Below are 19,669 nucleotides of genomic sequence, written 5' to 3'. Positions count from 1 at the left end.
GTATTAATGGCACTTAATATAAGAAAAGTAGTAGCTCAACGAGCTGAAAATAATTAAAAAATTTATAAAAAAGACAATTTCTATATTATTTCAATAGAAATTGTCTTTTTTTCACTTATCCAAGAACTTTATGTCCCGGACTCTTTTTTCATATTTATATTACTTTATTATACAAATAGTGCCTGATAAAAATAAAGAATGATAATACTTATAACGATTGAGATATTCGTTACCATACCGACTAAAGGTAATGTCTTATATTTAAATTGAATAGAATATGGAATAATCGCTACACCTACAGGTAGTAGCCAAGCAATAAGCAATGTCGTCTTAATCATTTCATCTGAAACAGGTAATAAGAAATGAACGAGTAGTCCGGCTATTAAGCCTAAACCATAATGTGCTAATAAATATTTAATCGCAATGGGTAAGAAATGACGTTCTATCTTGAAGTTAAGCATAACACCTAATAAAATCATTGAAAGTGGCATGTTCGCTTTAGAGATAATTGTGAAAAAATCAATTGACACCTTTGGTAAATGAATATTTAGCATGTTCAAAGTAAACATAATGATATATGTGACAAGCGGAACGGATGTAATCAGTTTCTTACCTAGATATTTAAAATCGAACTGATCCCCACCTTGACTAAAATAGCTACCAACAAAATAAGTTACGCCAAACATAATAATTGCGCCACCTATATCAGCCATACCAAAATAAATCATACCGTTCTTTGGCCAGATTGTATCAACAAGTGGATAAGCAAATAATCCAATGTTAAGTGATGCAGTCATCATCCCTACTGTACCTTTAATATGGTTATTATGTCTGTTAAATAGCCATAAAACAGTTATCTTAGCAAGCACACCATATGCAATCATCATGATAGGTAATATTGAAAATGAAAAATCTAATGCTGCACTGTTAAGATTAACAATAACTAAAGAAGGTAGCGTGACATTAAGTACTAGCGTTGATAACACTTGACTATCTGCTGCTTTCAAAAAGTTTATACGTTTCAATAGATATCCTAGCGCGATTAAAAGAATGATCATTATAAACTGCTCTGTCACGGTAGTTCCTTCCTTCTACTAAAACATTTTATTACAGTTAAATACTTTAACATAATTTACATCATTTTTAGAAGTGTCTTGTTTCATGCTATAATTCAATGTGATTATTAAATTTTGATGTTAAAGGGGTTTAAGACTAATGGATTTAGAATCACAATTAGATGAATTAAAATATGATTATGTTCGATTACAAAATGACCTCGAAAAGCGAGAATCTTTAAATCAAACGATAGATCCTCTCGTTAAGCAATTAGAAGACATCGAATTACAAATTGCTGACATACGTGCTCAATTACGTCAGAAATAACGATTGTCTTGATTTAGACCAATTTAGGATTAATTTGTTGCCCTAGCGCTTTCTGTAGTAATCATCAAAACTAAGAATAGCCGTACTTGGGCACCTTTCCAATCCATTTAGTAATTGCCAATTTATAATAAATTGTATATTATTTTTAGACAAATCATATAAGTTGTAATTAGAAAGGAAGACAACAGGTGAAACTCTACTTATTATTATTACCCGTTTTATATCTCATTGTTAGTTATATAAGTATTTTCAAAATGCATTCTATATTTATTCGCATTTTACGCATTATCATGGGTGTGTTATTACTATTTGTATTTGCCTTAACAACACTACAATTTCCAGCTGAAAACTGGTGGGTCTTTGTTGTATTAGCCCTACTTGTCGGTAATGTTGAAGTAACTGCATTCAAAGCTTTAAAACATGATGCTAAAGCTGTTTCAATTCTGAATATCCTATCAGTTATTTTATTTGTAATTTATATCATTTTAATATTTGTAATGTATTAAACTATTCTTTATAAGATTAAAAGTAGCCTAAGACATCAATGTCTTAGGCTACTTTTTACATATTAGCAGTAGTTGGCTATATGTTTTATTTACGTGTTATTTTATTTTTTAAAGTGAAGAGGATTTCATAGATGACAGGTACTACAATTAAAGTAAGCAGTGTAGACGAAATTAATCCTCCAATGACAGTTGCTGCCATACCTTTTGATATTAATATTGAACTGTCTTGACCAAATAATAGTGGTAACAATGCGCCAATAGTGGCAATGGCTGTCATCAGAATTGGTCTAATACGCGTACTTCCCGCTTCTAGCAATGCTTCTTTCATAGACATACCTTCTTGCTCATTTGTAATCACACGATCTATTAACACAATGGCATTGGTTACAACGATACCTATTAACATTAACATACCTATTAAACTTGGCACTGAAATTGTTTCACCCGTAATGAGTAATGCTAATACGACACCGATAACTGTAAATGGTAGTGAGAACAGTATTGTGAATGGCGCTAAGCCACCTTTAAATGTGATAACTAATACGAGATAAACAATGACGATAGCTACTAGCATCGCAAATGCCAATTGGCTTATTGCTTGATTAATATCATCTGTTGCACCGCCAACGTTGATTTTAACGTTATCTGGTTTGTCTATATTATTAATTTTATTCATGACTTTACTTGAAACGCCACCAACGTCAGAATCTGTGATTTTACCAGATACAGTTGTTGCATAATCTCCGTCTTCTTGCACGAGTTTACTTGGTGTTGTTGTACGCTCAAGGTTCGCGATTTCTTTCAGTTGAACTGTTTCACCAGTTGGTGATTTTAGTTCCATATTATTCAATTTATCTTTAGACCAATCTGTCTGTTTGTTTTGTTTAACTTTGACGTCTACCTTATTACCATTTTCTTTAACTGTGGTAATCGTTTTTTCTGGTAAATTCTCATTTAAATTCAATGCTAATTGACCAGCTGAGATACCTTTTTCAGTTGCTTTATTTTGATCAACTTTAATTTCATATTGATCATACGTTTGTGATAAATCTGATTTTACATTAGTTATACCGCTAACAGATTTCATTTCTTTCTCTACTTTGGCAACGGTATCTTTGATTGCATTCGTTGAAGGTCCTTTTACAGTGACTTCAACCGAATCATTTCCAGAACCAGTACCCATGTCTTGATTTTTCCATTCACCAGGTTGATTCATCTTAGATAAATGTGAAATCACTTTATCAGGTTCTTCTTCAAAGTTAGGTGTGTCTTTATCATATTCAACCATAATCGCCATACTATTCGTGCTACCAGTTGGATCTGCAGGCGAAGGTCCTCCCACAGAATATTGCACAGTTTTCACTTTATCTTTCGATTGCAAATAGGCTTGCGCTTGTTTTGCATGATTCAGCACAGCTTTTTCAGTTTCACCAGGTTTTGGTGTATAAGTTACAGCTAGGAATTTATCATCACCAGTCGAAATATAGCTTGTACCTAATTTTGAGCCGCCTAGTGCAATGCTTCCAATTAGGATAACAACACTAATAATTAAAACAATCCACTTATGATTTAAAGACCAGCCAAGGATTTTACGGTAGCCCCTACTTATGACGCCACGACTTTCTTCATTTTGACTACCCGAATGTGCCTTTAACTTAATTCCTTTTTTGAAAAATGTAGAAGCTAATGCAGGTACCACAGTAATAGATACAAGTAATGATGCTAACAAACTAAAGGCGATTGCTAAAGCGAAAGGTCTAAACATTTCACCTACTGAGCCTGATACAAATGCAAGTGGTAAGAATACGATTATCGTAACGATTGTAGAAGATAAAATAGGTTTAAAAACTTCTCTCGTTGCACTGATTACTAAATGGTCTCCAGACAATGCTTCTTTTGGATCTGACAATCGTCGATAAATATTTTCAACAACAACGATTGAGTCATCTATCACACGACCAATTGCGATTGTTAATGCACCTAGCGTCAAAATATTTAAAGATACATCGCTTAATTTTAATGCAATGAGTGCGATTAAAATAGAAAGCGGTATAGAAACTATTGATATAGCCGTTGTTCTAATATTTCTCAAGAATAATAGGATAACAATAATTGCGACAATGGTTCCTAATGCTGCTTTTTCAACCATAGTATAAAGTGAATCTTCGATTGGCTTAGCAGTATCCATAGTCTTAGTCGCTTTAATGTCATCATTGTTTTTCACAAAGTCATCAATTTTCTTTTGTGCATCTTTAGCAACTTGAACCGTATTAGCATCTTGTGCCTTCATAATTTGGACATTGACCGCATCTTTCCCGTTCGTCTTAGAAATTGATTCACGTTCATCTCCAACAATAATGTTTGCTAAGTCACTTAACGGTACGCTTGGCATTTCACCACTAGACGCTTGAGATTGATTGTTCATTTGAGATTGAGCGCTTGACGATGATGCGCTGTCTCCAGTGCTACGCATCTCATTACCAGATTGGTCATCACTACTACTTGCTTGGCTTTGACCGCTTATTGTTAATGGGATTTCTAAGTTTTTAAGGGCATTGACGGATTTGAATTGACCATCAATGACGATTGATTTTTCATTTTTGCCAAATTGAAATAATCCTAGAGGTGTTTCACGTGTTGCTGTTTTGATGTAATTCTCTACGTCATCAGCTGTTAATCCAGCTTCATCTAGTTTATTTTGTTTAAATTTTAATGTTACTTGTCTTGTAGTTTGACCATTAAGTTGCGCATTTTGTACGCCATCAACGGTTTGTAATTTAGGGATAAGTTGTGTATTAATTTCTTTTGTCGTCGCTTTGAGATCATTATTTTTATTAGTAAATGAATACGCTACGATTGGGAATGCATCCATAGAATTTCGTGTTAATTCTGGTTCACTTACACCGTCTTTGAAGTCTAACTTATCTATTTCTTTTTTTAAGACTTCCTCAGCTTTATCCATATCCGTATCATTGTCATATTCAACGGTTACTATAGAGGCATTTTGTATTGACTGTGTTTTCACACTTTTTACATATGCGAGTGAGCGCACTTGGTCATCAATTTTGGAACTGATCTCATCTTGGGTTGTTTGAGGTGTCGCACCCGGCATTGTGGTTTGTACAGATATGACTGGATTTTCAACATCTGGCAGTAACTCGAGTTTTAATTTAGCACTAGCATATACACCTCCTAGAATAACTAATACAACCATCAAGAATATTGCAAATTTATTTCCTAACGAGAACGTTAGCATTTTCTTAATCACTTCTGGTTTTCCCCCATTCTTATATCTTAAAAAGTCAGTCATTCATTTTAGCCATCCCTATTATCCTAAAAAAATCTGAACGTCACAATGTTAGTTGTGTTATCGTTCAGATTAAATTCTAATAATAAATAAACTATTTACCTTTTAATTTACGAGAAATTTTAATTTTAGCTTTAGTTAAACGTGGTTTAATTTGTTCAATTAATTGATAAAGTGGTTGATTTAATACATAATCAAATTCACCTATTTTTTCACTTAGATACGTACCCCATACACGTTTAAACGCCCAAAGACCATAATGTTCAGAATCTTTATCTGGGTTATTATCCGTTCCTCCAAAGTCATAAGTTGTCGCACCATGTGCACGCGCAAACTTCATCATCTCATATTGCATATGATGGTTAGGTAAGAAGTCACGGTAATCATTCGATGACGCACCATATAAATAATATGATTTTGATCCTGCAAACATTAACAATGCACCAGATAAATAAATTCCATTAGGATGTTTTGCTAATAAGTCCGTCATATCGTCTTTTCTTTCAATAGATTTTTGAATTTTAGCGTCGACATCATTGAGTTTATTCTGCGTCTTTTTATCTTGCTTTCTTTCATATTTGTCTTGTAGTTGTGCTTTTTCGTTGTCCAGTTCTTGAAGTTCTTTATCAATGTCCTCTAAGACAGGTTTTGGTTCTAATTTCACAAGGAATAATTCAGCATCTCCATCTTCATGCAGAGAGTCATAAATATTTTGGAAATAACTTATATCTCTTGTTAAAAAGCCATCACGTTCTCCTGTTACCTTCATTAATTCCGCAAAAGTTTTAAGTCCTTCACGATTTGAACGTTCTACTTTCGTACCTCGTTTTAAAGCAAGACGTACTTTTGAACGATTTCGTCGATCAAAACTTTGGATTATTTCTTCATCTGTTTTATCGATTGGTGTGATCATTGTCATTCGTGGTTGAATGTAATCTTTAGATAAACCTTCTTTAAACCCTTTATGTTTAAATCCTAATGCATTTAAATTTTTAAGTGCATCTATACCTTTATCGACTTCAACATCTGGATCAATTTTAATAGCATAGGCTTTTTCTGCTTTAGCTACTTTTTTAGTTTCGGCTAATAACTGTTCCAAGGCAGCTTTATCACTATAATCTGTTACGAATCCACGAGAAACATAACATAGCGTGAATGGTAGTTTAGGTATCTTCTTAAATAATAATTGACCTACACCTTTAATTTCACCATCTTCGCCCACTGCCACACGCTTTGAATACCATCCTGTTAGTCGTTTTGTTTCTGCCCATTTCGTTAGTTGTAGCAAATCGCCATTAGGATGAGCTTTCACAAACGCATCATGCTCTTGGTTAGTGATATTCATCTTTTCCATGCTATAAAAACTCCTTTTTCTTTACATTAATTATAATTATACAATGTCATGATTTGAGTGTCGACAAACTCGCCGTCCGATTCAAATATTATTTCATGATTTTAAATTTTTGATATACTGTATAGACTTAAAATACTAATATTTCTTAAAAAAGAGGGTTATTATGCGAAATTTAATATTAATACTATTTGTTATTTTAAACTTGATAGCTATTGTTGTTACGATGACTCAACCTTTAACTATTTCATATTTTAGTTTAAGAGTAATGTTCGTTGGATTGTCGTTTGTACTTACTATCTTTTTCTTATTATTACAAACGTCAAAAATAACTGCATACCTCAGTATACTCTCTTTAATACTCTCAATCATGCACATCGGATTGATTGCACATAGTACTTATATTTACCTATATTAATCTTCTGGTTCAAAGCGATATTTAGCACCTTTTGTAATAATTGAGTACGGCGCAGTCGTTTCGCTATCTTTAAATATGACTGTATTATACCCCGACGTTTTCGCATCTTGTATACGGTATATAATGTGATCTGTCGTTAATTGTACATCCGTGTAATGATCGCCTTCTTCAAGAATAGTCATATCAAACCATTTTTGCCATTTTGAAAGTGTTTTTGCACGTTTTTCACTGTCTATAATAATTTTGTCGATTTTGAATTGTTTTTGAAAAAGCGGTTCTAATTTTTGATTGTGTTTAACTTCTTTTTCTGCCCATTCAATAAAGAATGGCGGTTTTACCATGTAATCAGGATCTGCAATGTAAAGTAGTTTCCATCTTACTTTGTCACCTTTCTTATTCTCTCTATGCATATCTATGGGTCCAATTGTTTCAATGCCACGACCTTCTAATGTTTGCTTTAATTGTTCTATATTTGAAGTTCTTAAAGCAATTGTCTTAAAACCTTGTTGGAAGTGGTCTTGAACAATTTTAGTCGCAAATGCGACGCGACCCTCTTCTGTTTTTGACTCTTTAGTTAGTTTCTCTTTGTCTTCTACATCTATCAATTCAATATAATTTCCATTTATATAAGATAAACGATTAAATGTTCCAAATTTATGATGTTTACCTCCCGAGCTAATTTTTAAGATTTCCCCTGGGTATTTAAAATTCTTAAGGTTATCAACATAATGAATAATATGGTCAAATCTTAGTTCCATTGATCGTATTCCCCTTTAATTATTCGACTTGCATCTATCTTATCAAACTTCTTATCTGATTATTTCTTTTATTCATACAACTTATTAATAAAGTATTGCAATTTTTTTAAATACGTCATATAATAATTTTTGTTCAAAAAATAGTTAGCAAAGCTAACTTGTTTGGGAGGAGTATATTATGTTAACAAATGAATTTTTTAACAGTTTCATTGGTTTATACCGTCCATATATGAAACGAACGCAATCGATACTCGACCAGTTTGATTTACACCCTGGACAATGGTTGATATTAAGAGATATTGCGAGTACATCTCCAACGACTTTAGTTCACATCTCTAAACGTCGCTTTATTGAGAAACCCACTACACGTAAAATTATTAAAGTTTTATCTGATAAAGAGTTATTAATTGTAGAACCGAGTAAGGAAGATAAGCGTGAAAAGTTCTTAAGTCTCTCTGATAAAGGTCAAACATTATATGAAAACGTTTATCGTAAGATATTACCAGTTCAGCGTGAGCTTATTAAAAATGCTAGATTATCTGATGAAGATCTTGAAAATGTAATTAGCGTAATGAATAAACTTCATCTTGCATTGTCAGAGGAGGAATCAGTATGACTCAAAACACGGATATAAAACAGCCTATTTTCACGAAAAGCTTTACAGTTAATTTCTCAATCAACTTTTTCGTCTATTTATGCATGTATCTTTTATTAGTCATTATTGCAGATTATAGTAAGTCTACTTATCATGCCTCAGATAGTTTAGCTGGATTAGTAGTGGGGTTATTTATTATCGGTTCTTTAATAGGTAGATTTGGAACTGGTAAATATGTAAATAAATTTGGTCCAAAAAAATATTAATTACTGGATTATTATTGCTTGTGATTACACAATTACTTTACTTCATTCCTGGATCAATCACATTCTTAATGTTCGTACGTCTAATTAATGGGATTGCGACTGCTATAGCTACTACTGCAACTGGTACTATTGCAGCACATGTCACACCTGTTGAGCGTAAGAGCGAAGGTATTAGTCTATTTTCACTTAGTTTAGTACTTGGTACAGCTATAGGCCCATTCTTCGGTATCTTATTATTAAAATCATTTTCTATCAATTTACTATTTGCTATATGTTTAGTTTTAGGTGTGATCAGTTTAATAATTTCACTATTTATTAAAATTGATTTTGATGCCGTTCATAATAAAACGGATGCTAAAGTAGCTCAAGCGTCTGGTTTCAACATTCACAACTTTATTGCTAAAGAAGCAGTACCTGTATCTATTGTTATGATGGTTATTGCATTAAACTATGCTTCCATACTCACTTTCCTAAAATTCTTTGCAGAGCAACGTCATTTATTAGAAGCATCCAGTTATTTCTTTATTTGTTATGCCATCGCTTCTCTAGTTACACGTCCAATTGCAGGTCGAATGATTGATGCACGTACAGAAAATGTTGTTGTTTATCCAGCATTTATCGCACTAATCATTACCTTTGTCTTATTAGTATTCAGTTATAGTGGCTGGATGTTATTACTTGCTGGTGTCTTCTTAGGCATTGGTTATGGCAATTTATCGTCATCTATGCAGGCTATAGCCATTAAAGTGTCACCTACGAGTAAATATGGTATTGCAACATCAACCTACTTTATTGGTTTAGATATAGGTATAGGATTTGGTCCATCTTTATTAGGCTTATTCACAGGTTTCATTAGTTACACTGAAGTTTATATCATTATGGCTATCGTAGCAGCACTTTGTACCGTTCTTTACTTTATTGTTCATGGTAGAAAAGTCAAAATGCAATATCATTAAACATAAAGCGCTAGGAAATCATTAAAACGTTTCCTAGCGCTTATTATAATCTATTAATTAGCAATACTAATTGCTTCGATTTCAGATTTCATTTTATCTAATAATTTCTGTTGTGTTGCGTTGAAGAAATAAAAAACTTGTCGCTCATCTGTTTCAGAGCGTAATTTAGAAATCAATTCTTTCTTATAAATTTTACGTATAATCACGTCAATTTTGCTTGTATCCCATAACATTTCAAAATGCAACGTATCACGTAATTCCTTACCGCTAATTTTTTTACCTTCATAAACTTTAAATAAAACTACAAATTCCTCAATGGAAATTTTATACGATGATTTTAACCAATGTTTTAATTGGCTTAATTCTCTCTCTGCTGCAATAAAGCGTTGTACTTTTTCTGTTGCCATAATTAAAGACCTCCAATGTTGATTCTAAGATGTAGTTGTTGCTTTAAAAAATTAATTTTCCTTAACAAAATTATATAACACATACACAATTTAATCTATTACAAATTTTATTTGTTTTCTGATTAGTGTTTAATACAAAATCAGTTATACATATACTCAGTGCTATTATGACATTCCTATACTTTAATCATAGGTATTATATTAAATAATGATTTACTTTAAATGTAAACTGTTAATTGAATTTATATTCTAAAAGAACGGAAGCGAGACAGAATTCTTTTTAAATTCTGCGCCACTCCCGTTCTTAATTTAACCACCAATGTAGTTCATATTAATTTTCTTGCGTTGACGATTTTTAACTGTTTGTTCTGTACGTTCATCTGAATATCGATCGTCACGTATGTTCCATAAGCTTATTAATTGTTCTCTTAATTCATCATCCGTAACACCTGAACGAATAAATGATTTAATATCAAAGCCTTCAACAGTACTAAATAGGCAACCATAAAATTTACCATCCGATGATAAACGTGCTCTCGTACACGTAGAACAAAATGAAGCTGAGACACTTGTGATTAAACCAAATTGAGCACCATTATCTTTATGTCTATAGTACTTTGCGACTTCCCCATAATATTTAGGAGGGACTGGTTCAATATCAAAATGCGCTTCAATCATATCTAGCATTTCATTTTTGGTCACAACTTTACTGAAGTCCCAACCATTATCATTACCAACATCCATGAACTCGATAAATCTAATTTCAATATCTTTATCTTTAAAGTAATCGACCATTGGGATGATTTGATCATCGTTTACACCCTTTTGGATTACAACGTTTACCTTAACATGGAAACCAATAGATACTGCATAATCAATTTGATCTAGAATCGTAGTGGCTTTAATATTACGATTATTGATGGCTTGGAACACTTCATTATCTATAGCGTCTAAGCTAACGTTAATACGTCTTAAGCCCGCATCATATAATTTTTGACCATGCTTTTTCAACAAGAGTCCATTCGTCGTCATACCGATATCTTCAATACCATCAATGTTGTTCAACTCAGCAATTAATTGATATAAATTGCGTCTAAGCAATGGTTCCCCGCCCGTTATACGTAATTTTTTCACGCCAAGTTCTGCATAAACACGCGCAATTCTCACCATCTCTTCAAACGTTAATAACTCATCTTTAGGTAGGAACACGTAGTCATCACCGAAGATTTCCTTAGGCATACAATAGTCGCATCTAAAATTGCAACGATCAGTTACAGAAATACGTAAATCGCGAATAGGTCGACCTAATTTATCTTTGATTTGTGCAACCATACATGGACCCTCCTTATTGATTTATCTGATGTTTCAATGTGGCTAAATCTTCTTGATAATTAATATTCTTATACCAATATTCAGGTGATTGTATGCTTGTAACATCAATACATTCTGTCGTCACTTGATTATATACGTGTCGTAAGCTGAAATCATCTGAATCTAAAGCTTCTTTCATAACGTCAATGCAGTTTGGATGATAAAATGCAATGGTTGGTATGACACGTCCATTTTCTGAATATGCAGCAATATCAATTTGATCTTCGATTAGTTTAGAAACTAAAAACTGATACAATGCACTGATGGCCTTACCAGTTACCATCGGCGTATCAACAGATATGACAAAGAATAATTCCTCATCATTGTATTGCTCCATTACAGTATATATACCAGCAAGTGGCCCTTTATCTTTATTTTTAGTGTCATCTAAAATGACATGATCATGTTTAAATTGATCAGCTAATTGATCATTCGTGCTAATAATGATGTCATTAAACATATTTGTTTCTTGTAATGTTTGAACAATTCGTTGATAAAATAATTGTCCATCTATTTCAGCAAACGCTTTAGCCGTACCAAAGCGTTCTGAATGACCACCTGCTAAAATAATAGCTTTCATTTCCTGTTAACCCCCACTTACTGGTGGAATCAATGCAACTGTATCTGTTGGTTGAATGATATCCTCTTCTTGTACAAATTCTTCGTTTACTGCAACCTGAAATTTTTTAGATTGAATTGAGGGATGTCTCTCAAACAATCTTTGTTTAAAATTATTAACATCCATTGTTTCATTAATATCAAGTATTTCACTATCAGTTTGCAAAATTTCTTTTATTTCAGCGAAGTATAATACCTTCACACTAGTCCTCTCCTTTAGTTGCAAGGTCGTGGCTACCTCTTTGATGGCCCTGCCATTCTGCACCATCTTCCCATATTTCTTTTTTCCAGATTGGAACAATTTCTTTAATACGCTCAATCGCATACTCATTCGCACGATATGCATCTTTACGATGTGGTGATGATACTGCAATTAATACTGCAATATCTGAAATTTGGAGCGGCCCAATTCGATGAACAATGGTTGTAATTGTCCCTGGCCAACGTTCTTGAATTTCATCACCAATTTGCGCTAATTTCTTCTCTGCCATAGGTACATACGCTTCGTATTCTAAGTATTCCGTTTTAATGCCTTTGGTCCACTCTCTTACATGCCCTGTAAAGACCACTACAGCACCTTGGTGTTCATTTATAGTAAATGTTCGATACTGTTCCGTTTGGATAGGTTCAGTAACGATTTCAAATTGCTTCATTTAGTGTCAATTCCTTTGCTCTATCCATTGTAATAGCCAATTATCATAATGTGATAATGCTTGTATATCTTGAACATGGTAACAATATTTAACACATGTCAATTGCTTTAGCTGTTCTAATTCTTCGGTTGTTCGATAAACAATTACTTTATCATAATGTTCATCTTTATATCCTTCAACCAAAATGATATTACAATCAATTGTAACAGATTGGTCAATCATTTGAGTAAGATTTTGTTTATATGCACGCGTGACCGTTTGTTGATAGTGTTCACCTTGCACAATGCTTTGATCTGCTCCAGCATTAAAGTGTTTCATATGATCTACATGATCCTCTTGAAGCGTGATATCATCACCAATGTGACCATGATGTTTGATTGTTGCTACAGTGTAACCATGAGATTTTAAAAATTGTATCGTATGTTGCATCAATGTTGTTTTTCCTGAATTTTTAAAGCCTACGATTTGCAAAATCATAAGGTCATTTCCATCTCAAAAACATTAGATTCAGTTAAAATAACATTTACTGTGTGTCCAGCTTTAAATCCTCTTGTTCCCCCTGGCAACATAATCATTGCATTACTATGCGCAATTGCCACTACTGCTCCTGATTTATTAAACCCTGATGGTACTACAGTCGCACCGCTTTGTGAGAAATTAGCAGTTGCTCGAATAAAACGTGTAAATGGATTAGCTTTCGTAAAATCTTCCATTAATGTAGCTTTAACAACCTGAGGGTAATATGCAGTTGCGCCCATCATATGCTGAACAGCTGGTTTCACAAATAATTCAAAACCGGTAAAGCAAGCAGATGGGTTGCCTGACAAGCCAAATAAATATTGTCCATTAGCAACAGCTACCGTTGTTACACTACCAGGTCGCATTGCAACTTTGTTAAATAATACTTTAGCATTAACCGCTTTATAAATTTCTGGTAGGTAGTCAAAGTCTCCAACAGAAACACCGCCAGTTGTTATAACAATATCGTGTTTAGACATAGCATCTTTAACCACAGCAATACTACTTTCTAAATCATCTTGTTGGATTTTGTATGCTTCCACGTTTAAGCCAATCTTCTCTGATAATGCTTTAATCATTGGACCATTTGAGTTGCGAATTTTTCCTGGTTGCAAGTCATCGTTCACATCTAATAGTTCACTACCTGTTGCAATGACAGCAATGCTAGGACGACGTGTAACTTGCACTTTAGTATAACCATACGTTGCTAATACGGCAATTGCACCGGGGTTAATGACTTGTCCCTTTTTCAAAACAATATCTCCAGTTGTCGTTTCTTCACCTTTAAGCGATACATTCTCATTTGCTTCAAATGATTTACGTATCGTGAATGTATCCCCGTCTTCAACTGTTTGTTCAAACATCACTACTGCATCGGCGCCTTCTGGAATTTGAGCACCCGTCATAATACGCACTGCTTCATTTTGACCAAGTGTTTTACTAGAAACTGAACCTGCACCTATATGGTCAATTACTTTAAATTGTTTGCGGTTTTCTGAATAGGCACCTGCAGAGTCTTCACTGCGTATCGCAAACCCATCATAAGGTGATTTATTAAATCGAGGTATATCATAAGTCGCAACAATATCCTCTGCTAAAATATATCCTAAACTCTCATCTAAATTCACTTCAATTTGATTTAAATATATCTCTTGTTGGACAACACGATGTATTGCTTCTTTCACTGGTATAGGATTTCTTTTTTCAACTGCCATTGATTTCATCTCCAATTTATAATTTAAAATCATGATATACTATCCCTATCAGGAGGGTTAATATGTCAAAATTCACTCATATTAATGAACAAGGTAATGCTAAAATGGTTGATGTTTCAAATAAAGCTGTTACGAAGCGTACTGCACAAGCCCATTCTAGCATTACTGTTAATGAAACAATTTATAATCAAATAATTGAAAATACTAATAAGAAAGGTAACGTTTTAAATACGGCCCAAATTGCTGGTATTATGGCCGCTAAGAATACATCAACAATAATACCTATGTGCCACCCCTTACCTTTAACTGGCATTGATGTTCAATTTGATTGGCAAACGAATGACAACATGTCTTATACATTAAATATCACTGCGATTGTCTCCACAACAGGAAAGACTGGTGTTGAAATGGAGGCATTAACTGCCGCATCAGCGACTGCACTAACCGTTTATGATATGACGAAGGCAGTAGACAAAGGCATGATCATCGGTGAAACGTATCTTGAATCAAAATCAGGTGGCAAATCAGGTGATTATCATCGATAGGCTATTCTAAGCACATATATTATGTTCAATTTAAATAATAAAGTCATGGATGCAAAACTTCAATTAGGGAAACCTATCATTTAAGTTTAAATCCATGACTATTTTTTTATTTATTCAATTCATGCAACATATGATTTAATTCTGGCTTAATTAACTTTTCAATAGCTAATTTCACAGCGCCAGTTGATCCAGGTAAAGTGAAAATCAATTTATTTTCGACTGTACCTGCAACCGCTCTTGATAATAATGCTTTAGTGCCCACATCTTCTGTATAACTTAAATATCTAAATAATTCTCCAAATCCCTCTATTTCTTTATCAAAGATGGGTTTAACTGCTTCAATCGTAACATCTCTTTGCGCAATGCCAGTACCGCCTGTTGTAATAATGACATCAATATCAGTTGCCAACCATTGTTTGATTTGAGAATAAATCGCTTCTTTATCATCTTTGACAATCGCATAATGTGACTTTGCGACTTCAACATTAATGTCTTGAATTAAAGTTTGAACAAGTTGACCACCTTTATCTGTTTCTTTATCTCTAGTATCTGAAACTGTCAAAACTGCACAATGAATCGTTCTGTCTATTTTCGCATGATCATGTTGATGCATCAAATTCACTCCTATCCGAATAATTGATTAATTAAATGAATGGCATCTGACGTTTTTGTAGTGCCATGTATAAGCATCCGTCCACCTTCAAAACTAACAATTCGATGCCCTTTATATTCAAACATTATCATATATTTGTTTTCTCTATAATTAAGTTGATGTTGTTTAAGAAACTCACGCACCATTTCCTGGGTAATATTATCATTATCATATTGTACTGTATCTCTACCACATAATGTTGCATATAATGTATGTTGCTGATTTAAATAAGGAAATGATGGATTTGAACCACACGTTGGACATTCATTTCTGAACATGCGACTAAAGCCAAATGTATAATGTTGTCCTTCCCATATATCCCCGTATGTTAATTTACTAGGCACTGATTGTTCAGTTAATAATTTAAGGGCATCTCGCAATTGAAAGCTCGTTGTCATTGTGACTGCAGGTTGTATAACACCGACTGTATCACACGTTAAATTAATTGCTGGAAGCTGTGGCATTAAACAGTTGAAACATGGTGTTTGTCCAGGTATAAATGTAGCTTCTATATAAGTGCTTTGTACGACACCACCATAAATCCAAGGTATTTTCTCTTTATAAGCAAAGTCATTGATCAATTGTCTTGTCTCAAAATTATCCGTAGCATCAATGATTAAATCTACATGCTGTGCATGTTTATCTAAAAAATAATAATCAACATGTGTAATGAACGTATTGAGTGCTAGATCTTGACGCAATGCTTTTAAATGACGTTCAGCCGCGACGACCTTAGGTAGCATTTTATTAGCATCCTCTTCCGTAAATAATGTTTGACGCTGTAAATTACTAAATTCAATATAATCTCTATCCACAATTGTAAGTGTGTTTATTCCTGCACGAACGAGTCCCTCAGCAACATGTGTTCCCAATGCGCCCATACCAACAATAAGTACATGCTTTTGACTGATTTTATTTTGTCCGTTAGCTCCTATTCCTTTAAACAAAGTTTGTCTCGAATAACGTTCCCTCGTCATTTTTATTGCCCTCTCTAGTTAAGATCCATTTCTATCATTATAACGAACAAAGCACCTCTTTTACAAAGAGGCGCTTTTATTACCCTATCTTTATGATTTTATCCGCTAAAACTTCAGCTTCAAAATTAGAATGTGTAACAAAGATAATAGGTATCTTCCATTCTTTAAAAATACGTTTGATTAACTTGATGCCCTCGTCTCTTGTCGCATCATCTAAACTTGAAAAGGGTTCATCTAATAAAATTAAATCTGGCTTCGTACTTAATGTACGTGCTAATGCAACACGTTGAGATTCGCCTCCTGAAAGCGTCGCTGGATATTGCGCGCTTAAATGATGAATATTTAGGCGATCCATTAAGTCATCTATATGAACAGATGGTTTAGCCATAAAAGTGATATTCTTATTCACTGTCATGTTTGGAAATAATTGGTAATCTTGAAATAAATAACCAATATTACGCTCTTGGATTTTCACGTTCACTTTATGTTCAGTATCAGTGATAAGTCTATCATTTATTTTAATATATGCTTTATCCGGTTTTCTTAAACCTGCTATCATATTCAATACTGTTGTTTTACCTATACCTGAAGGTCCTCGTATTGCATAAATTTTAGGGACAGTATCATGAATGTTAATATCAATAAACGTCTTCTTTAATTGATATTGTAGCTTTAACTCTAACATCTAATCTACCTCCCTATATTTATCTTTATTAGCAAAATTCAATATACCAATTACAGTAATTGAAAATGCGACTAGCACAAGCACCCATAACCAAGCTTGGTTTTCTCTACCTTGTTCCACTAAAAAGTATATCTCAAGTGGTAACGTATTCGTTTTATTTGGTATGTAACCTGCAACCATTAATGTTGCACCAAATTCTCCAATTGCACGAGCAAAACTCATCATAACCCCAGCAATGATTGAACGTTTAGATAACGGTAAAATTAAGCGATAGAATATTTTATTTTCACTTGCCCCCATGGTACGAGCAGTATTTAACATTTTAGGGTTAATACTTCTAAATCCTTGAATCGTGTGTTGATACATTAACGGAAAACTAACAATGACAGATGCAATAACTGCACCTGTCATTGTGAATACTACCGGAAGATGTAGTACCTCTTCAAAAAATTGTCCTACAACACTTCTAGGAGAAAATATAATGAGTAAGATAAACCCTAGCACCGTTGGCGGTAGAACAATGGGTAATAATATAAAACTTTCAAGGAGTTTAGTAAGATGCCCTTTTCCCTTATAAAGCAATCGACATATAAAAATACCTAGTACTGTTACAATAATCGTACTTATGACGGCTACTTGAATCGATATCCAAAAAGGTGTTAATTCAGGCATTCTTCAACCTCCTAAACTTCGAAATGATACTCTTTTAAGATATCTTTCGCTTTGTCAGATTTTAAGAAGTCCATCCACTCTTTCGCAAGTTTTTTATCTGAAGTTGCACCTGCTTCATAAGTGATTGGTTTTTTAAGTTCTGCTTCTTTAATTTCATTTACTTTATCTGTTTTTTTGTTGTCAGTATATAAATCTGTTTCATAAACAAAGCCCATTTCGGCGTTACCTTTTTCAACATAATTTAATACTTGTTTAACGTCTTTGGCATAAACTAAATGATCTTTAACGTCATCATATAAACCTTGATCTTCTAAATATTGTTTTGCATATTTACCAGCTGGAACTGTTTTAACTTCACCAATTGCTAATTTTTCATTATCTTCTAAATCTTTAACTGATGTTTTGTCGCTATTTTTATCTCCAACTAAGACAAGCTTATTATGTGCATATTTGTATGTATCGTGTGCTTTGTCTTTATCTTTTAGCATATCAACATCTTTAGTGTTCGCAGACATGAATACGTCAGCTGGGGCACCTTTTTCAATTTGTTGTCTTAATGCACCAGAACCACCATAGTTAAAACTCACATCAACATTTTTGTGATCTTTTTTAAATTCTTTCTCTAATGCTTTACTTACATCACCTAAGCTAGCTGCTGCCGAAATTTGTAATTCTTGTTTGTTATCACTATCTTTTTTGCTTGAGTCAGATGATTTATTTCCACTATCATTGCTACCAGAATTTGAACATCCTGCTAAAATAATAACTAATGTAGCAATAACTGCCATGAAATGCTTAATTTTCATTTCACAAACCCCTCCTTTTATACCACTTATTATATGCTTATTTATAACTTTTAAAAGGTATAAAATGATAAATTTCACCTAATCTTCATATTATTAAATACATTTAATATACTATCAATTATTTATATGTAATTTAAATCTTTTCAAATAATGTTCAAAAGTTTTAATATAGAGTTATATATGCCTAAAGGAGAAATAAAAATGGATAAAGATGTATTACAAGGGCAATCTATCCTCCGCTATGAAGATGGGCAACTCATCAATACAACAGATAGTTATGTTACAGAATTTCCATTGACAATTATTGTTAATGGCACAGAATTTGCTACAGTCATTTGTAGTCCAACACATATGGAAGAACTTGTAGTGGGATTTTTAGCTTCTGAGGGAGCTATTTATAAAAAAGAAGAAATACGCGCTTTGCAAATAGATGATAGTAAAGGTTTCGCACATGTAGAGTTAACTAAAGATTTAGGCGACCGTTTTGAGTATTCAACTAAACGTATGATTGCATCATGCTGCGGAAAAAGTAGAGAATTTTACTTTCACAATGATGCAGCTATCGCTAAAACCTCAATGTCCAAAATTACATTAACCCCGAAACAAGTGCTCAATATGATGACTGGGCTACAATCCGCTAGTACATTGTTTAAACAAACGGGTGGGTTGCATAATGCTGCCATTAGTGATGGTGATGAATTTTTTGAACATAGACAAGATATCGGCCGTCACAATGCGCTCGATAAGCTTTACGGATTTTGTCTTGAAAGACGTATACCTGTCAGAAATAAGGTACTTATTTTTAGTGGGCGTATTTCATCGGAAATATTATTAAAGGCGGCTAAAATAGGTGTAGGCGTCATTTTATCCAAATCTGCACCTACTACGTTAGCGATTACGTTAGCTAATGATTTAAATATAACTGCAATTGGTTTTATTAGAGATGGCAACTTCAATGTTTATAGTCATCCAGAACGTATTAAAGCCACTGACACATTGGATTAATCTTC

General features: G+C 33.4%; 22 protein-coding genes and 2 pseudogenes. 8 read left to right on the top strand and 16 right to left on the bottom strand.

The features are described from left to right. Positions 1–202 (top strand): annotated as a pseudogene (locus tag KA858_RS12845) (hypothetical protein); the annotation flags it as partial. Here KA858_RS12845 and KA858_RS06635 read toward each other — a convergent pair. Further along, the gene (locus KA858_RS06635) at positions 168–1,076 is read right to left on the bottom strand and encodes an AEC family transporter (RefSeq protein ID WP_210135302.1); all 909 of its coding nucleotides are present in this window, start codon (positions 1,074–1,076) and stop codon (positions 168–170) included. The pseudogene KA858_RS12845 and the gene KA858_RS06635 overlap by 35 nt on opposite strands. Positions 1,077–1,215: 139 nt before the next feature. Here KA858_RS06635 and KA858_RS06630 point away from each other — a divergent pair, with 139 nt between their 5' ends. Continuing rightward, positions 1,216–1,383 carry an SE1832 family protein gene (locus KA858_RS06630; protein ID WP_210135301.1) on the top strand — a complete coding sequence of 56 codons (168 nt, stop codon included), beginning with the start codon at positions 1,216–1,218 and terminating at the stop codon, positions 1,381–1,383. Positions 1,384–1,571: 188 nt separating this feature from the next. Continuing rightward, on the top strand, positions 1,572–1,889 hold the full coding sequence (gene mspA, locus KA858_RS06625; protein WP_210135300.1) for a membrane stabilizing protein MspA: 318 nt from the start codon (positions 1,572–1,574) through the stop codon (positions 1,887–1,889). Between the two features lie 85 nt (positions 1,890–1,974). Here mspA and KA858_RS06620 read toward each other — a convergent pair whose 3' ends face one another. Both KA858_RS06620 and KA858_RS06615 read right to left on the bottom strand, forming a co-directional pair. After that, entirely contained in the window at positions 1,975–5,157 is a 3,183-nt protein-coding gene (locus tag KA858_RS06620; RefSeq protein WP_210135306.1) for an efflux RND transporter permease subunit, read from the bottom strand. Between the two features lie 133 nt (positions 5,158–5,290). Further along, positions 5,291–6,550 carry a lipid II:glycine glycyltransferase FemX gene (locus tag KA858_RS06615; RefSeq protein ID WP_210135299.1) on the bottom strand — a complete coding sequence of 420 codons (1,260 nt, stop codon included), beginning with the start codon at positions 6,548–6,550 and terminating at the stop codon, positions 5,291–5,293. A 163-nt stretch (positions 6,551–6,713) separates the two neighbouring features. Between KA858_RS06615 and KA858_RS12840 the strand changes: the two genes are divergently transcribed. After that, positions 6,714–6,965 carry a hypothetical protein gene (locus KA858_RS12840; RefSeq protein WP_245342051.1) on the top strand — a complete coding sequence of 84 codons (252 nt, stop codon included), beginning with the start codon at positions 6,714–6,716 and terminating at the stop codon, positions 6,963–6,965. On the opposite strand, the gene KA858_RS06610 is transcribed toward KA858_RS12840, so the two are convergent. Further along, a complete protein-coding gene (locus KA858_RS06610) occupies positions 6,962–7,723 on the bottom strand; it encodes a VOC family protein (RefSeq protein ID WP_210135298.1) in 762 nt (253 codons plus the stop codon). The genes KA858_RS12840 and KA858_RS06610 overlap by 4 nt on opposite strands. A gap of 178 nt (positions 7,724–7,901) precedes the next feature. Between KA858_RS06610 and KA858_RS06605 the strand changes: the two genes are divergently transcribed. Both KA858_RS06605 and KA858_RS06600 read left to right on the top strand, forming a co-directional pair. Continuing rightward, positions 7,902–8,339, top strand: a complete 438-nt coding sequence (locus KA858_RS06605; protein WP_210135297.1) for a MarR family winged helix-turn-helix transcriptional regulator — start codon at positions 7,902–7,904, stop codon at positions 8,337–8,339. Beyond that, positions 8,336–9,540, top strand: a pseudogene (locus KA858_RS06600) (MFS transporter). The gene KA858_RS06605 and the pseudogene KA858_RS06600 overlap by 4 nt, the downstream one beginning before the upstream one ends. 53 nt (positions 9,541–9,593) lie before the next feature. Here KA858_RS06600 and KA858_RS06595 read toward each other — a convergent pair. From KA858_RS06595 to KA858_RS06565, 7 genes are all read right to left on the bottom strand, one after another. Continuing rightward, positions 9,594–9,947 carry a SarA family transcriptional regulator gene (locus KA858_RS06595; RefSeq protein WP_053028570.1) on the bottom strand — a complete coding sequence of 118 codons (354 nt, stop codon included), beginning with the start codon at positions 9,945–9,947 and terminating at the stop codon, positions 9,594–9,596. Between the two features lie 309 nt (positions 9,948–10,256). After that, a complete protein-coding gene (moaA, locus tag KA858_RS06590) occupies positions 10,257–11,279 on the bottom strand; it encodes a GTP 3',8-cyclase MoaA (protein ID WP_210135296.1) in 1,023 nt (340 codons plus the stop codon). Positions 11,280–11,292: 13 nt separating this feature from the next. Next, entirely contained in the window at positions 11,293–11,898 is a 606-nt protein-coding gene (gene mobA / locus KA858_RS06585; RefSeq protein WP_210135295.1) for a molybdenum cofactor guanylyltransferase MobA, read from the bottom strand. 6 nt (positions 11,899–11,904) lie between these two features. Then, positions 11,905–12,138 (bottom strand): molybdopterin converting factor subunit 1, encoded by a 234-nt coding sequence (gene moaD / locus KA858_RS06580; protein WP_210135294.1) that lies wholly within the window; start codon positions 12,136–12,138, stop codon positions 11,905–11,907. 1 nt (position 12,139) lies between these two features. Further along, complete coding sequence (locus KA858_RS06575) at positions 12,140–12,589, bottom strand: molybdenum cofactor biosynthesis protein MoaE (protein WP_053028574.1); 450 nt, start codon at positions 12,587–12,589, stop codon at positions 12,140–12,142. A gap of 6 nt (positions 12,590–12,595) precedes the next feature. Then, entirely contained in the window at positions 12,596–13,066 is a 471-nt protein-coding gene (mobB, locus tag KA858_RS06570) for a molybdopterin-guanine dinucleotide biosynthesis protein B (protein WP_070855285.1), read from the bottom strand. Continuing rightward, positions 13,063–14,322, bottom strand: coding sequence for a molybdopterin molybdotransferase MoeA (locus KA858_RS06565; protein WP_210135293.1), 1,260 nt, complete (start codon positions 14,320–14,322; stop codon positions 13,063–13,065). Before KA858_RS06565 ends, mobB begins: the two co-directional genes overlap by 4 nt. Before the next feature lie 62 nt (positions 14,323–14,384). Between KA858_RS06565 and moaC the strand changes: the two genes are divergently transcribed. Further along, positions 14,385–14,867: a cyclic pyranopterin monophosphate synthase MoaC gene (moaC, locus tag KA858_RS06560; protein WP_210135292.1), complete on the top strand. Its 483-nt coding sequence runs from the start codon at positions 14,385–14,387 to the stop codon at positions 14,865–14,867. A gap of 106 nt (positions 14,868–14,973) precedes the next feature. On the opposite strand, the gene KA858_RS06555 is transcribed toward moaC, so the two are convergent. The 5 genes from KA858_RS06555 to modA all read right to left on the bottom strand — a co-directional run bounded on the left by KA858_RS06555 (position 14,974) and on the right by modA (position 18,659). Next, the gene (locus KA858_RS06555; protein WP_107628954.1) at positions 14,974–15,480 is read right to left on the bottom strand and encodes a MogA/MoaB family molybdenum cofactor biosynthesis protein; all 507 of its coding nucleotides are present in this window, start codon (positions 15,478–15,480) and stop codon (positions 14,974–14,976) included. 11 nt (positions 15,481–15,491) lie between these two features. Then, positions 15,492–16,496, bottom strand: coding sequence for a ThiF family adenylyltransferase (locus tag KA858_RS06550; RefSeq protein ID WP_210135291.1), 1,005 nt, complete (start codon positions 16,494–16,496; stop codon positions 15,492–15,494). A gap of 79 nt (positions 16,497–16,575) precedes the next feature. Then, entirely contained in the window at positions 16,576–17,181 is a 606-nt protein-coding gene (locus tag KA858_RS06545; RefSeq protein ID WP_210135290.1) for an ATP-binding cassette domain-containing protein, read from the bottom strand. Next, entirely contained in the window at positions 17,182–17,853 is a 672-nt protein-coding gene (gene modB, locus KA858_RS06540; RefSeq protein WP_210135289.1) for a molybdate ABC transporter permease subunit, read from the bottom strand. A gap of 11 nt (positions 17,854–17,864) precedes the next feature. Further along, positions 17,865–18,659, bottom strand: a complete 795-nt coding sequence (modA, locus tag KA858_RS06535; RefSeq protein WP_210135288.1) for a molybdate ABC transporter substrate-binding protein — start codon at positions 18,657–18,659, stop codon at positions 17,865–17,867. A 201-nt stretch (positions 18,660–18,860) separates the two neighbouring features. Here modA and fdhD point away from each other — a divergent pair, with 201 nt between their 5' ends. Beyond that, a complete protein-coding gene (gene fdhD / locus KA858_RS06530) occupies positions 18,861–19,664 on the top strand; it encodes a formate dehydrogenase accessory sulfurtransferase FdhD (RefSeq protein WP_075108022.1) in 804 nt (267 codons plus the stop codon). Positions 19,665–19,669: the final 5 nt, after the last annotated feature.

The organism is Staphylococcus sp. GDX8P80P (assembly GCF_017893095.1).
GTDB lineage: Bacteria > Bacillota > Bacilli > Staphylococcales > Staphylococcaceae > Staphylococcus > Staphylococcus borealis.
The sequence above is the reverse complement of the archived record's forward strand: the minus strand, read 5'-3'. Positions and strand labels throughout refer to the sequence as shown.

Bases quoted from the DNA above. Each gene is read 5' to 3' on its own strand.
- fdhD (WP_075108022.1), top strand. From the start codon at position 18,861: ATGGATAAAGATGTATTACAAGGGCAATCTATCCTCCGCTATGAAGAT.
- KA858_RS06595 (WP_053028570.1), bottom strand. From the start codon at position 9,947: ATGGCAACAGAAAAAGTACAACGCTTTATTGCAGCAGAGAGAGAATTA.
- KA858_RS06630 (WP_210135301.1), top strand. From the start codon at position 1,216: ATGGATTTAGAATCACAATTAGATGAATTAAAATATGATTATGTTCGA.
- KA858_RS06555 (WP_107628954.1), bottom strand. From the start codon at position 15,480: ATGCATCAACATGATCATGCGAAAATAGACAGAACGATTCATTGTGCA.
- moaA (WP_210135296.1), bottom strand. From the start codon at position 11,279: ATGGTTGCACAAATCAAAGATAAATTAGGTCGACCTATTCGCGATTTA.
- KA858_RS06605 (WP_210135297.1), top strand. From the start codon at position 7,902: ATGTTAACAAATGAATTTTTTAACAGTTTCATTGGTTTATACCGTCCA.
- KA858_RS12840 (WP_245342051.1), top strand. From the start codon at position 6,714: ATGCGAAATTTAATATTAATACTATTTGTTATTTTAAACTTGATAGCT.
- KA858_RS06575 (WP_053028574.1), bottom strand. From the start codon at position 12,589: ATGAAGCAATTTGAAATCGTTACTGAACCTATCCAAACGGAACAGTAT.
- KA858_RS06565 (WP_210135293.1), bottom strand. From the start codon at position 14,322: ATGGCAGTTGAAAAAAGAAATCCTATACCAGTGAAAGAAGCAATACAT.
- modA (WP_210135288.1), bottom strand. From the start codon at position 18,659: ATGAAAATTAAGCATTTCATGGCAGTTATTGCTACATTAGTTATTATT.
- mobA (WP_210135295.1), bottom strand. From the start codon at position 11,898: ATGAAAGCTATTATTTTAGCAGGTGGTCATTCAGAACGCTTTGGTACG.
- KA858_RS06550 (WP_210135291.1), bottom strand. From the start codon at position 16,496: ATGACGAGGGAACGTTATTCGAGACAAACTTTGTTTAAAGGAATAGGA.
- moaC (WP_210135292.1), top strand. From the start codon at position 14,385: ATGTCAAAATTCACTCATATTAATGAACAAGGTAATGCTAAAATGGTT.
- KA858_RS06610 (WP_210135298.1), bottom strand. From the start codon at position 7,723: ATGGAACTAAGATTTGACCATATTATTCATTATGTTGATAACCTTAAG.
- modB (WP_210135289.1), bottom strand. From the start codon at position 17,853: ATGCCTGAATTAACACCTTTTTGGATATCGATTCAAGTAGCCGTCATA.
- mobB (WP_070855285.1), bottom strand. From the start codon at position 13,066: ATGATTTTGCAAATCGTAGGCTTTAAAAATTCAGGAAAAACAACATTG.
- KA858_RS06545 (WP_210135290.1), bottom strand. From the start codon at position 17,181: ATGTTAGAGTTAAAGCTACAATATCAATTAAAGAAGACGTTTATTGAT.
- KA858_RS06615 (WP_210135299.1), bottom strand. From the start codon at position 6,550: ATGGAAAAGATGAATATCACTAACCAAGAGCATGATGCGTTTGTGAAA.